Source organism: Anaerocolumna cellulosilytica (genome assembly GCF_014218335.1).
GTDB classification, from domain to species: Bacteria; Bacillota; Clostridia; order Lachnospirales; family Lachnospiraceae; genus Anaerocolumna; species Anaerocolumna cellulosilytica.
The window spans coordinates 3,491,756-3,504,914 of record NZ_AP023367.1 but is presented as its reverse complement, the minus strand read 5'-3'; the positions used below and the strand labels follow the sequence as shown (position 1 = coordinate 3,504,914).

Annotated in this window: 13 protein-coding genes; 11 read left to right on the top strand and 2 right to left on the bottom strand. The window is 37.1% G+C overall.

Translation table 11 applies throughout. The features are described 5' to 3' along the window. Positions 1–13 precede the first annotated feature (13 nt). From acsn021_RS14505 to acsn021_RS14470, 8 genes are all read left to right on the top strand, one after another. Positions 14–172: a hypothetical protein gene (locus acsn021_RS14505; protein ID WP_184094101.1), complete on the top strand. Its 159-nt coding sequence runs from the start codon at positions 14–16 to the stop codon at positions 170–172. Positions 173–414: 242 nt separating this feature from the next. Continuing rightward, the gene (gene miaB / locus acsn021_RS14500; protein WP_184094099.1) at positions 415–1,866 is read left to right on the top strand and encodes a tRNA (N6-isopentenyl adenosine(37)-C2)-methylthiotransferase MiaB; all 1,452 of its coding nucleotides are present in this window, start codon (positions 415–417) and stop codon (positions 1,864–1,866) included. A 266-nt stretch (positions 1,867–2,132) separates the two neighbouring features. Then, positions 2,133–3,686 carry a ribonuclease Y gene (gene rny / locus acsn021_RS14495; protein ID WP_243182299.1) on the top strand — a complete coding sequence of 518 codons (1,554 nt, stop codon included), beginning with the start codon at positions 2,133–2,135 and terminating at the stop codon, positions 3,684–3,686. Between the two features lie 279 nt (positions 3,687–3,965). Continuing rightward, on the top strand, positions 3,966–5,162 hold the full coding sequence (locus acsn021_RS14490) for a pyridoxal phosphate-dependent aminotransferase (protein ID WP_184094096.1): 1,197 nt from the start codon (positions 3,966–3,968) through the stop codon (positions 5,160–5,162). A 39-nt stretch (positions 5,163–5,201) separates the two neighbouring features. Next, positions 5,202–6,002 (top strand): pyrroline-5-carboxylate reductase, encoded by an 801-nt coding sequence (proC, locus tag acsn021_RS14485; protein WP_184094092.1) that lies wholly within the window; start codon positions 5,202–5,204, stop codon positions 6,000–6,002. Between the two features lie 118 nt (positions 6,003–6,120). Beyond that, entirely contained in the window at positions 6,121–6,663 is a 543-nt protein-coding gene (locus acsn021_RS14480; protein WP_184094089.1) for an NUDIX hydrolase, read from the top strand. A 203-nt stretch (positions 6,664–6,866) separates the two neighbouring features. Continuing rightward, the gene (locus tag acsn021_RS14475) at positions 6,867–7,472 is read left to right on the top strand and encodes a stage II sporulation protein M (RefSeq protein ID WP_184094087.1); all 606 of its coding nucleotides are present in this window, start codon (positions 6,867–6,869) and stop codon (positions 7,470–7,472) included. A gap of 250 nt (positions 7,473–7,722) precedes the next feature. Then, the gene (locus tag acsn021_RS14470) at positions 7,723–8,619 is read left to right on the top strand and encodes a site-specific tyrosine recombinase (RefSeq protein WP_184094084.1); all 897 of its coding nucleotides are present in this window, start codon (positions 7,723–7,725) and stop codon (positions 8,617–8,619) included. 124 nt (positions 8,620–8,743) lie between these two features. Here acsn021_RS14470 and acsn021_RS14465 read toward each other — a convergent pair whose 3' ends face one another. Then, entirely contained in the window at positions 8,744–9,772 is a 1,029-nt protein-coding gene (locus acsn021_RS14465) for a 3-deoxy-7-phosphoheptulonate synthase (protein WP_184094082.1), read from the bottom strand. A gap of 113 nt (positions 9,773–9,885) precedes the next feature. Next, on the bottom strand, positions 9,886–10,338 hold the full coding sequence (gene def / locus acsn021_RS14460) for a peptide deformylase (RefSeq protein WP_184094079.1): 453 nt from the start codon (positions 10,336–10,338) through the stop codon (positions 9,886–9,888). 525 nt (positions 10,339–10,863) lie between these two features. Here def and acsn021_RS14455 point away from each other — a divergent pair. From acsn021_RS14455 to acsn021_RS14445, 3 genes are read left to right on the top strand one after another with little or no spacing between them, the layout of a single operon-like run. Beyond that, positions 10,864–12,189: a pyrimidine-nucleoside phosphorylase gene (locus acsn021_RS14455; RefSeq protein WP_184094076.1), complete on the top strand. Its 1,326-nt coding sequence runs from the start codon at positions 10,864–10,866 to the stop codon at positions 12,187–12,189. A gap of 22 nt (positions 12,190–12,211) precedes the next feature. After that, positions 12,212–12,550, top strand: a complete 339-nt coding sequence (locus acsn021_RS14450; protein ID WP_184094073.1) for a hypothetical protein — start codon at positions 12,212–12,214, stop codon at positions 12,548–12,550. A gap of 30 nt (positions 12,551–12,580) precedes the next feature. Further along, positions 12,581–13,159, top strand: coding sequence for a DUF1653 domain-containing protein (locus tag acsn021_RS14445; RefSeq protein ID WP_184094070.1), 579 nt, complete (start codon positions 12,581–12,583; stop codon positions 13,157–13,159).

Here is a 13,159-nt window from a genome sequence, read left to right as displayed (position 1 = left end):
AGGAGATGATTTTATGCATAAGATGAAATCAGAAAAAATGATAACCCCAGAAGATAAAATAGAACTAATTAAAATATACGAGAAATACATAGCTCTTAGTGAAGATATAAAACCCATAGCCATAGGTGGTGCAGAAATGCTAGTCTTATTAGAACAGTCTAAAAAATTGTAGTTTATATGTCTGAGCACACTTAAAAAATTATAAAACCCCCTATAACGTTGTCGTTATATTATAACATGTACTAACCATAAAAGAAAGAATAACACAAAACATATAGTATAGATTTCATGAATGTATACTATATGTTCTTTTTGATGGCAAAACAATGTGATTGCCTGTTGTAATTTATCCTTTCATCATATATAATTTTTAGGGTATCGGTGAAAGTATATATAGAAAGTAGAGAGTTTAACATGAATTATGCAGAAATAGATTTTAATAACATAGACATTAACGGAAAAGAACCTATTACTGAACCACAGAGGCAATACTACTTTATGGCAAAATGCAGGGAGTGGGCGAAGACTAAAACTTTAGAGATAGGAAGACCGTTAACCTATATCACACAAACCTTTGGCTGTCAGATGAACGCCAAGGACTCCGAAAAGCTGTCAGGTATCTTAGAACTTATCGGCTTTGTGGAAACAGATACAGAAGAAGCGGACTTTGTTGTATATAATACCTGTACCGTCAGGGAGAATGCCAATACAAGAGTATACGGAAGACTTGGTTTTCTAAATAGCCTAAAGAAAAAAAATCCCAATATGATGATTGCACTATGTGGCTGTATGATGCAGGAGGATGCGGTTGTTGATAAGATTAGAAAAAGCTACCGCTTCGTAGATATGATATTTGGAACCCACAATATCTTTAAGCTTGCAGAATTAATGTATTCCAGGATTACGTCAAAAGGTATGATTATTGATATCTGGAAAGATACCGATCAGATTGTAGAAGATCTGCCCAGTGAAAGAAAATACAAATTTAAGGCAGGCGTTAATATTATGTATGGCTGTAACAATTTTTGCAGCTATTGCATTGTGCCTTATGTCAGAGGCAGGGAAAGAAGCCGTAATCCAGAGGACATTATTAAGGAAATCAAAGAACTGGTTGCAGACGGTGTAATTGAAGTTATGCTTCTGGGACAGAATGTGAATTCTTACGGCAAGACATTAGACAAGCCTATGTCCTTTGCAGAATTACTACAAGAAATTGAGAAAGTGGAAGGTCTTGAACGGATTCGCTTTATGACTTCCCACCCCAAGGATTTATCTGACTCCTTAATTGAAGTTATGAAGGATTCTAAAAAGATTTGTTCCCACCTTCATTTGCCCGTACAAGCAGGAAGTACAGATGTACTAAAGAAAATGAACAGAAGCTACACAAAAGAGTCTTATTTGGCTTTAGTAGAGCGTATTAAAGCCGCAATGCCTGATATCTCTCTGACAACAGATATTATTGTTGGTTTCCCCGGAGAGACAGATGAAGACTTCCTTGAAACTCTTGAGATTGTGAAAAAGGTTCGTTATGATAGCGCATATACGTTCCTGTATTCTAAGAGAACCGGAACCCCGGCGGCTGTTTTAGACTGTCAGGTAGAGGATACAGTAGCAAAGGAACGGTTTGATAGACTATTAAAGGAAATACAGGCTATCTCTGCGGAAATGACCGCAAGACATGAGGGAGAAATCAGTAAGGTACTGGTAGAGGAAGTAAACCAGCAAAATGATAAACTTATGACCGGAAGACTAAGTAATAATGTATTGGTGCATTTTGAAGGTTCACCGGATATGATTGGGAGCATTGTTAAGGTGAGCTTAAAGGAATGTAAGGGCTTTTACTATATCGGAGAACTGGTTTCCTAACAAGCGGTATCTGTTAAATCTGTTACCAGATACAACCACTTTCAAAATGAATTGTTCAAACTGTTAAAAACATAATGAGGCAATGAAATAATTGCCATTATATTATGGGAAATCGTATAATAATTCATAAAATTATCGATTATTTTCGGTGTATTATGACATAATGCATAAAAATTTAGGAACGATACTTGACATACTGGACAAAACAGTATAAAATTTAACTGTTGTATATTTGTACAATGAAAATTTAATAAGGAGGTGCTCCTGTGCAAGAGCTAAAAATAGTAATTGCTATTTTAGTTACCTTGGTAATAGTTGCTCCTCTTGTTTGGAAAATTGCCACAGCCTATCGTATTAAAGTTGTAGAGGCTAAGATAGGTTCAGCAGAAGAAAAAGCAAGAGAAATCATAGATGAAGCTTTGAAAACAGCTGAAACTAAGAAGAGAGAGGCCTTACTTGAAGCAAAGGAAGAGTCATTAAAGACTAAGAATGAGCTTGAGAAGGAAACTAAGGAAAGAAGAGCAGAAGTGCAGCGTTATGAAAAACGCGTTCTTGCTAAAGAAGAAACTTTAGACAGGAAGATGGAAGCACTTGAGAAAAAGGAGTCTAAACTTGCTGTTAAGGAAGCTGAGCTTGATAGAATCAAGTCAGAAGCGGAAGAGCTTCACGGCAGACAACTACAGGAGTTAGAAAAAATCTCTGGATTAACCTCCGAACAAGCAAAAGAATATCTTTTAAAAACTGTTGAAGACGAAGTAAAACATGAAACCGCAATGTTAGTAAAAGAACTTGAAAACAAAGCAAAAGAAGAAGCAGACAAAAAAGCAAAGGATTATGTTGTTACCGCAATTCAAAAATGTGCGGCTGACCATGTGGCAGAGACAACCATATCCGTTGTTCAGCTTCCAAATGACGAGATGAAGGGTAGAATAATAGGTAGAGAAGGTCGTAATATACGTACCTTAGAAACCTTGACCGGTGTTGATTTAATTATCGACGATACTCCGGAAGCAGTTATTTTATCCGGTTTTGACCCAATTAGAAGAGAAGTAGCCAGAATCGCATTGGAAAAACTGATTGTGGATGGAAGAATCCATCCGGCCAGAATCGAAGAAATGGTTGAAAAAGCTCAAAAAGAAGTTGAAGTCATGATTCGTGAAGAAGGTGAAGCAGCAACTCTAGAAGTTGGTGTTCACGGTATTCATCCTGAATTGGTTCGCTTACTTGGTAAGATGAAATTCAGAACCAGTTACGGACAAAATGCTTTAAAACATTCGATTGAAGTAGCTCAATTATCCGGCTTATTAGCAGGTGAAATCGGAGTAGATATTCGAATGGCAAAAAGAGCTGGTTTACTACATGATATTGGAAAATCTGTTGACCATGAGATGGAAGGCTCACATATTCAAATTGGTGTTGACTTATGTAGAAAACATAAAGAATCTCCCATCGTTATCAATGCGGTAGAATCACATCACGGTGATGTTGAACCTGAATCATTAATTGCATGTATTGTACAAGCTGCAGATACTATTTCTGCTGCAAGACCAGGTGCAAGAAGGGAAACACTAGAAACATACACAAACAGATTGAAACAGTTAGAAGATATTTCGAACGGCTTTAAAGGAGTGGATAAGTCATTTGCTATTCAGGCAGGCAGGGAAGTTCGCATTATGGTAGTACCGGATCAGGTAAGTGATGCGGACATGATTTTACTTGCACGTGACATATCTAAACAAATCGAATCTGAACTAGAATACCCTGGACAGATTAAAGTAAATGTTATCAGAGAATCCAGAGTAACAGACTATGCTAAGTAATATGTAATTCATATGTATTAGAAATATAATGGCTAAAACCAAATGATTAAAATTTGGTTTTAGCTATTTTTTTAAAAGCATTTGCTTTTTTAAGTTACCACGTTAAACTATTAGTAAATTAAAATAAAAAATTGAAGATTTTACTTGCATTATAAAAGTTTATATACTACAATATTTAGGAAACTTTCTAATGTATATTTGTATACAATAAACCAATAGAAGACGGCGTATTTCATGGAATACTGAAATCCATTGGAACGCTTTAATAAGGAGGAAACCATGTCATTAGAGTTATCAAGAAAAGCGCAGGCAGTAAAGCCGTCCTCAACACTTGCAATTACAGCTAGGGCGAAGGAGTTAAAATTACAAGGGTTGGACATAGTCGGGTTCGGGGCAGGTGAGCCGGATTTTAACACTCCTGATAATATCAACGATGCTGCAATTAGAGCAATCCATGACGGTTTTACCAAATATACTCCTGTATCGGGTACAGAAGAATTAAAAAAAGCAGTATGTAAGAAATTTAAAACGTTTAACAACTTAGAATATGGAACGAATCAAATTGTTATCAGTAATGGAGGAAAACATTCACTTACGAACATATTTGAAGCAATCTTAAATTTAGGAGATGAAGTAATTATACCGTCACCATATTGGTTAAGTTATCCAGAGATTGTTAAATTGGCTGACGGTGTACCGGTATTTGTAAGAGCTTCTAAAGAACAGAGTTATAAAGTAACCGCTAAACAAATTGAAGAAGCCTGTAATGAAAAGACAAAGGCACTGATACTAAATACGCCCAATAATCCTACTGGTATGATTTATACAAGAAGTGAATTAGAAGCAATTGCAGAAGTTGCAATCAAAAATGATATATATGTTATAGCAGATGAAATGTATGAGAATTTGGTTTATGGAGATAGCGAGCAGATAAGCATTGCCTCCTTAAATGATGAAATATATAAAAGAACCATAACCTGTAGCGGAGTATCCAAAAGCTATGCTATGACTGGCTGGAGAATTGGCTATACAGGCTCCTCGGTAGAAATAGCAAAACTAATGAACAGTATCCAAAGTCATCAGACCTCTAATGCAAACTCCATTGCCCAAAAAGCAGCAACAGAAGCTTTAAATGGTACACAGGAAACGGTATTTACAATGAATAACGAATTTGATAAGAGAAGGCAGTATATGGTCAGCAGGGTCGCGGCTATGCCTTTGATAGATGCATTGACCCCTCAAGGGGCTTTTTATCTGTTTGTGGACTTTAGCGAGGTGCTAACGAAAGTATACAAGGGTGCAGTTATTGGAACTACCGATAAGCTGGCAGAAATCCTTATCAATGATTTTCTGGTTGCAGTTATCCCTTGTGGCGATTTTGGATTTGACGACCATGTTCGTTTATCCTATGCTATTAGTATGCAGAACATTGAAAAGGGCTTAGACCGTATTGAAAAATTTTTAAAATTACTTTAAGATTTAAACATAAAATGTTTTGCAGAAATGGAGGCTTGAATGGATAAAATAGGATTTATAGGAGCCGGAAATATGGGTTATCCCATGTTGCGTGGTGTAGCAAAAGTATTTGGTTCTGAACAAGTTACCTTTACAAGTGCAAGTAAGGAACGATGTGAGTCAGTAAGTGCAAGAACCGGACTTTCCTTTCTTGAGGATAATAAAAGCATTGCCGGAACCTGTAAATATGTAGTTTTAGCAGTAAAACCTCAGTTTTTTCAGGCTATCTACGAGGAGATAAAAGGTTTAATCACCAAAGAGCATGTCATAATTTCCATAGCTGCTGGAATTACCATTGAGGATATTAAAAAAGGACTGGGCAGTTTTGTTAGAGTCGTGCGTTCCATGCCGAATACGCCTGCATTGGTGGATGAGGGAATGACGGGGGTATGTTACTCCAAGGATACTTTTACAGAGGAGGAGAAGGCAGTATTAGACCGCTTTTTTACTTCTTTTGGGAAGTATCAGATCTTTGATGAAAGTTTGATGAATGCGGTTATCTGTGCCAACGGCAGTTCTCCTGCTTATGTATATATGCTTATTGAAGCCTTAGCAGACAGCGTGGTTAAATATGGTATTCCAAGAGATAAGGCATATGAACTGGTTGCTCAATCGGTATATGGAGCAGCTAAGATGGTAATGGAGACCAAGGAGCATCCCGGCAGGTTAAAGGATCAGGTATGTTCACCGGGGGGAACAACGATTGAAGCGGTGGCAGCCTTAGAGGAATATGGTTTTCGAAATGCTGTAATCAAAGCGACAGATGCTTGTTATAACAAAGCAATTAATATGGAAAAATAGAATATGTTATTATAGTATTACAGGTAAGCCGGTGATATGTTATGGGTGTAGAATTAAAAGAAAATTACTTTCAACGATTAATTTGAGTGCGCGCTAAAGCACGCAGATAGGAATAAGCATGAAAGAGACAAAGGAATATAAAAGACTAAAACGTGTTCCGGTACATAAGGGACATATTATTGATGTTTATACGGATACCATGAGTCTGCCAAACGGAAAGACAGCGGACTGGGATTATATCCACCACAAAGGTGCGGCTGCTATTGTACCGGTGGATGCTGAAGGAAAGATTATTATGGTTAGACAGTACCGGAATGCAGTTGAAAAATATACGTTAGAGATTCCTGCCGGTGGCTTAAATCCCGGTGAGGATATGAAGAGCTGTGCTGCCAGAGAATTAGAGGAAGAGACCGGCTATCGTTCGGATAAGGTAGAGCATCTTTTTGATTTATACACTACAGTGGCGTTCTGTAATGAAAAAATCGGAATTTTTTATACCAAAGATTTGATTCCTACCAGGCAAAATCTTGATGAAGATGAGTTTGTGACCATAGAACGTTATAGTCTTGCAGAACTGGTTCAGTTTATCTTTGACGGTACCATCGAAGATGCTAAAACCATAGCAGCAATACTAGCTTATAAGACTAAAGTGGGCCTATAAATATTTTAATATAAATAGAATACTTGATTATTACAATTATAGCTGCTGTCCTTTTGATTCATCCGAGTCAAAATGACAGCAGTTTATTTGATGTGCTTTACTTTAAGGTAATTATTTTTTGTGTTTTATCATATGTTTATGGTAACAGAAGGAATGTCTAAGCCTTTAGCTGTTTACTGTCAGGGAAAGGAACAGGTGATACCGTGAATTTTATCAAAATGCAATTAAGAAAGCTTGGTGAAGTGAAATTTGGGCTGGTACTGCTGGTTATTGGAGTAATCTGCGGCTTTGTGTTCGCAAAAGTTTTCCGGGAATATTATTGGGACAGCATTAGTATTCTGGATGTTGATTATATTAATAAGATAAAAAATTCTGCAATTGATGAATCTGTTTTATTTGGCTATGTTCTTTGGAATATCTTTCAGCCTTTTGTATTGTTTTGGATTGTTTCTGCCACAGTTCTCGGACTTCCCTATATAGCACTCAGTATTTTATACTGTGGATTCCAGGGTAGCTTTTTTGTAACGGTTCTAATTTCAAAGTATGGCCTGAAAGGGGTTTTACTTATCTTTGGATATACGTTCCCTCACTACCTTTTATACTTACCGGTAGCATTTTTGTGTTTAAGAGGAGGTTTTTGGCTATGTCGCAGCCTTCATTATGATAATTTGAGTAAAAAGGGTAAATCTGAAAAAATAATAAGGACGATAGTTTTAGTTCTTTTTCTTGGGTTTGCTCTATTTTTGGGTTGTTTACTGGAAACCTATGTAGGTTCGGCATTATTGAAAAAAATTCTGGTATTATTTTAATAATTTATTACAATACAAGAAGAATATGTTATGTAAATTGATGAAATAGGGTTTGCATTTATCATAAGTTATCTTTATAATGTTAGATAATGAATACTTGAGATTCTTTTGTGGATTAGTTACTATACAAGGAAATTACTATATAAGTTACAAAAGAGCTGACGCTTTCCTTTCGTACTGAGGGAGTACAAAGAGAGTTAGGTTTAACTTGATTTTTATGTGTACTAAAAGTACACAGATGGGAGTTTATATGAAGGCCGCGTTGCAGGAATTTATAAATTATATGTCAGAGGTTAAAAAAGCTTCTGCCAATACGATTATGTCATATCAGAATGACTTGATAAAGTTGATAAGATACTTAAATAGCCTGAACATTACTGAAACAGGGAAAATTAATGAAACAAGCTTAAATTCTTACATATTAAACATGGAGCGGGAAGGCATGTCGCCGGCTACTGTCTCAAGAAACATAGCTTCAATCAAAGCATTTGTTTTATATATGATTAAAAAGGGGATAATACAGGAAGATCCATCTGAGCGAATGAGAGCGCCTAAGGTGGAGAAAAAAGCCCCCCATACTTTAACAACAGATCAGGTAAATGACTTGCTTAACCAACCGGACACGGATACGCTAAAGGGCATTCGAGACAAGGCAATGCTGGAATTATTATATGCCACCGGAATAAGAGTATCTGAATTGATAGCTATTAAGATAGAGGACATTCATCTAAAAGGTAAGTTTATCCGTTGCTGCAATGGAAATAAAGAACGAATGATACCATTTGGTACTATGGCTAAACAAGCCTTGGAAAAATATTTAAAACAGACCAGAGGTGAGTTGCTTGGAGCAATTGAGACAAATTACTGTTTTACCAATTTGTCCGGAGAACCTATGAGCAGACAAGGTTTTTGGAAAATCATCAAAGGATATGGACGCAGCGCGGGAATACAAGATGATATAACACCTCAGGTTCTAAGGAATTCTTTTGCGGTTCATATGATGGAAAATGGGGCGGATTTAAAGAGTCTACAGGAGTTTATGGGACATTCGGATATATCAACCACGCAGTTGTATATGCAGAACCGCACACGTAAGATTACAGAAGTTTATGCCCAATCTCATCCCAGAGCTAATTTAGAGTTATAATCGATAGTGTGAAGCTTATTCCTAAAAGTGCATAATTAAACATAATTTATACATTAGCTTAATACAATAATTTATATACTAAAAAAGAAGCGTTGATGGAATCAATGCTTCTTTTTTGTAAATTCTATATACGATCTGCAATATAATACAGTAATTTCTCTGATTCTTCCCAGCCAAGGCAAGCATCTGTAATGGATTTTCCGTAAATATGTTCGGATATTTTCTGACTACCCGATTCAATATAACTTTCAATCATCACACCTTTTACTAATTTTGCAAGTTCAGAATTAACCTGACGGCTATGAAGTACTTCACCAACAATACGGGGCTGTTCGGAATATAATTTATTGGAATTGGCATGGTTTGCATCGACAATAACAGCCGGATTTGCCAAATCTCTTTGATTATACATCTCTAGAAGATGTACAAGATCTTCGTAATGATAGTTTGGGATAGACTGTCCATGCTTATTTACCGCACCTCTTAAGATAGCATGTGCAAGCGGGTTACCGCTTGTCTCTACTTCGTAAGCACGGTATAGGAAGGTATGGTTTGCTTGTGCTGCAACGCAGGAGTTTAGCATAACAGAAAAATCTCCGCTGGTAGGATTTTTCATACCGGCCGGACAATCCATACCGCTGATGGTAAGGCGGTGCTGCTGGTCCTCAACAGACCTGGCACCAACTGCTACATAGGAAAGGATATCTTCTACGTAAGGCCAATTCTCCGGGTATAGCATCTCATCGGCTGCTGTCAGTCCGGTTTCAGCTATGGCACGCAGATGAATTTTTCTCATGGCTATTAAGCCTTCCTGTAAATCCGGTTCTTTTTCAGGATCGGGCTGATGTGCGATTCCTTTATAACCTTCACCGGTAGTTCTGGGTTTATTGGTATAGATTCTGGGAATCAGTATCAGCTTATCCTTTACTTTTTCCTGTACTCTAGCAAGTCTGTTGATATAATCTAAGACAGAATCCTCATTGTCAGCGGAGCAAGGGCCAATTATAACAATAAATTTATCAGAATTACCCGTAAAAACATCTTTTATCTGCCTGTCTCTTTCTTGTTTTACTAAGATATCTTTTGCGGTTAAAGGATACGTACTTAACAGCTCAGAGGGAGATATAACTTTTTTGATAATATTAAAACTCATTTGGATACTCCTTTCGCTTTAGCATATAAAAGCATTTTAAACTTATTTTTCCCTTAAGTCAACAAAATTTATATTTATGCATAAAACTGTAAATATAAGGCAAAAAAGTGCTGTTAATCCAGATATTCTGTAACGAAATCTGTAAAAAGGACACCATCCAAATGATCTATTTCATGGCAAAGGCATTTTGCCATGTCTCCTGTGGCAGTGAGAGTTATCTCTTTTCCATTCTCATCTAAAGCATTCACTACTATTTTAGAAGGACGCTCTAGATTTCCCCAGGTACCGGGTAAACTTAAACAGCCTTCTGTAACTACCTGAGTGCCTGTTTTTTCAACGATAACAGGATTAACCAGTTTTATCAAACCTTGTCCCATATCAATCACTACCAGTCGCTTTAAAACGCCAATCTGGGGAGCAGATAATCCTTCGCTGAAATCAGCGTCATACATAGTCTCCGCCATATCATCCAGCAATTGACGAATTTTATCATCAACTATTTCTACTGGTCTGCATTTCTTTCGTAAAGTAGGGTCGTCGTTTAATCGTATTAGTCTTAATGCCATGTTGATATACCTCTGCTAAGCTGTGCTTTTGCCTTTCTCTTACTTTCTAGGAACATAATAAACCTCCTCAATGGAACATATATATCTTGGACATAAGCCCCATTGTCTCCCATAATTCTTTATACTGTTATTCATGACAGTTCCTATTCGTTTGTATGTTAAACTATTGAACTGTAATGTAAACCTTACGCAAATATATCACAGGTAATTACATGTGTCAAGCTAGCCTAATACAAGGAATTTGTCAAGACCAGGACGAAAAATTTAATGAAATTATTACATTAATTCCCGGGGACAAAAAAGATAGTTTAATAATAGTATCAAAAAAATGTGTTTAAAGCAAGGCATTACAAAAGAATATTTGTTGAATAATTTTCTGTAAACTAATATAATAAGAAGTAGGACGATTCATCAATAGTACTATGGGATAGATAAACATACAAATCGGATATATTAATAATTCTTATAAAATTAATAATTCTAAAAATATGAGAATAAAACAAGAATTTAAACGGAGGCAACCTTATGAATATGTATGATTTAATCAGTAAAAAGAAATACGGAGAGACTTTGACGAATGAGGAAATCCACTTTATTGTGGATGGATTTACCAGTGGAGCCATAAAGGATTATCAGATGTCTGCTTTTTTAATGGCAGTATGCCTAAAAGGAATGGATAAAGATGAAACCATAGCTCTTACCATGGCAATGGCACACAGCGGGGACATGCTTGATTTATCTGCAATTGATGGCGTAAAGGTAGACAAGCACAGCACGGGAGGGGTTGGTGATAAGACCTCTCTTGTATTATCTCCTATGGTAGCTGCGCTGGGTATTCCAGTTGCAAAAATGTCAGGAAGAGGGTTGGGTCATACAGGGGGAACAATAGATAAGTTAGAAAGCTTTAGAGGATTCTCAACATCTATACCAACAGAAAAATTCATTGAAAATGTGAATAAAATGAAGATGGCTATTGTCGGACAGACTGCAAATTTAGCGCCGGCAGATAAAAAAATATATGCGTTAAGAGATGTAACAGCAACAGTCGATAATATTTCTCTCATTGCAAGTAGCATTATGAGTAAAAAAATTGCTTCCGGGGCAGATGTAATTGTTCTGGATGTTAAAACCGGCAGCGGGGCTTTTATGAAGACTTTAGATGATTCAATTGCATTGGCAGAAGCTATGGTCGAGATTGGCAATGGTGTTGGAAGAGAGACGTATGCTGTTATAACTGATATGAATCAGCCTCTTGGAAATGCAGTAGGAAATTCAATTGAAGTAGCGGAAGCGATTCAGACTTTACAGGGAAATGGGCCTGCGGACCTATTAGAAGTTAGTTTAACTCTTGGGAGCTACATGCTCTATGGTGCAAAGAAAGCAGTAACGGTTAAAGAAGCTAGAGAAATGCTTGAGAGAACGATTGCTGACCGAACCGCTCTTAATAAATTAGCTGAATTTGTCCGTGCCCAGGGTGGTGATGATAGTGCAGTATTTGATACGGAATTATTCCCGAAAGCTTCCATACAAAAAGAAGTATTGGCAGATAAGGACGGCTATGTTACAAGAATTATAACGGATGAAATTGGTATGACCTCTTTAGTCTTAGGGGGCGGCAGAGAGACAAAGGATAGCGAAATTGATTTGAGTGTGGGTATTCGCATTCACAAAAAATTAGGCGATAAGGTAAAGGCAGGAGAAGCACTTGCGACCTTGTATGGTAACGATGCAGCGAAGGTTTCGGCTGCTGCAACAAGATATCTAAAAGCATATACCCTAGATCAACAGCAGCCCGAAGCAGTTAAATATATATACGGAATTGTAACAAAGGATGGTTTGACCAGGTTTTAAGCGGATGGGAAGGGGATAAAGATTGGATAAGGAACATGAAGAAATACGGCTAAATGGAATAGCAGAAGACAGCCTTGAGGAATGGTTACGGCATAAAGTTGTCGAAAGACGGATAGCGGAAGAAGCTGCCAACAGAATGGTATTTGTTTCTAATGATAAGGAGAGACAGATAGAAGAGACCAGCCATAGAAATGTTCTATTGAATCTGTTGCAGGTACTTATTATGATTTTAGCAGTTACTGCTGAAGTCTTAGCTGTACAGAGTATCATACCTCAGGGAGTTGCAATTATTATATTGGCTGTTCTTACAGTCAGCTGTTTTGCCATAATAAAAATAATTGATAGGAGAATGGCAGGGTAGATAACTGAATCGTGGAAAGGATGGACAGGATTGGCGCAGGAGAGGATACCAAAACCAGGGCAGTTTTACAGACATTTTAAGAATAAGCTTTATCAGATTATTGCCTTGGCTAAGCATTCTGAGAGTGGAGAAGATATGGTTGTGTATCAGGCATTGTATGGGGATTATGGAATATATGTACGACCGCTTACTATGTTTATAAGTGAAGTGGATAAGGATAAATATCCGGATCTCTTACAAAGGTATCGGTTTGAACAGGTTAGCCTACTAAAAGAAGGTACGGTAGAGACTACGGAGAAAAAACATACAGATATAGCCCGAAATCAGCAAGCTATAGTGGATACAGCAGTTGAAACAGTACCTGCCATAGAAACGGAGGTATTGGGTGTTAATTCTGTGCTGATGGAATTTTTAGATGCAGATACCTATGAGAATAAGCTACATATCTTAATAGGGAAGAAAAAAGAAATTACGGAAAAGCTCTTAAATGACATGGCTATGTCTATTGATTGCACTTTAAATGATGGTGATTATGAGGCGAGGTTTGACAGTCTAATTTATTGCTTGCAGACATTGAATCGATTTGAGAACACCAGATTACGTAAATAG

Coding starts and splice junctions, on each gene's coding strand:
- def (WP_184094079.1), bottom strand. CDS start 10,338: ATGGCATTAAGACTAATACGATTAAACGACGACCCTACTTTACGAAAG.
- acsn021_RS14490 (WP_184094096.1), top strand. CDS start 3,966: ATGTCATTAGAGTTATCAAGAAAAGCGCAGGCAGTAAAGCCGTCCTCA.
- acsn021_RS14470 (WP_184094084.1), top strand. CDS start 7,723: ATGAAGGCCGCGTTGCAGGAATTTATAAATTATATGTCAGAGGTTAAA.
- miaB (WP_184094099.1), top strand. CDS start 415: ATGAATTATGCAGAAATAGATTTTAATAACATAGACATTAACGGAAAA.
- acsn021_RS14465 (WP_184094082.1), bottom strand. CDS start 9,772: ATGAGTTTTAATATTATCAAAAAAGTTATATCTCCCTCTGAGCTGTTA.
- proC (WP_184094092.1), top strand. CDS start 5,202: ATGGATAAAATAGGATTTATAGGAGCCGGAAATATGGGTTATCCCATG.
- acsn021_RS14505 (WP_184094101.1), top strand. CDS start 14: ATGCATAAGATGAAATCAGAAAAAATGATAACCCCAGAAGATAAAATA.
- acsn021_RS14480 (WP_184094089.1), top strand. CDS start 6,121: ATGAAAGAGACAAAGGAATATAAAAGACTAAAACGTGTTCCGGTACAT.
- acsn021_RS14455 (WP_184094076.1), top strand. CDS start 10,864: ATGAATATGTATGATTTAATCAGTAAAAAGAAATACGGAGAGACTTTG.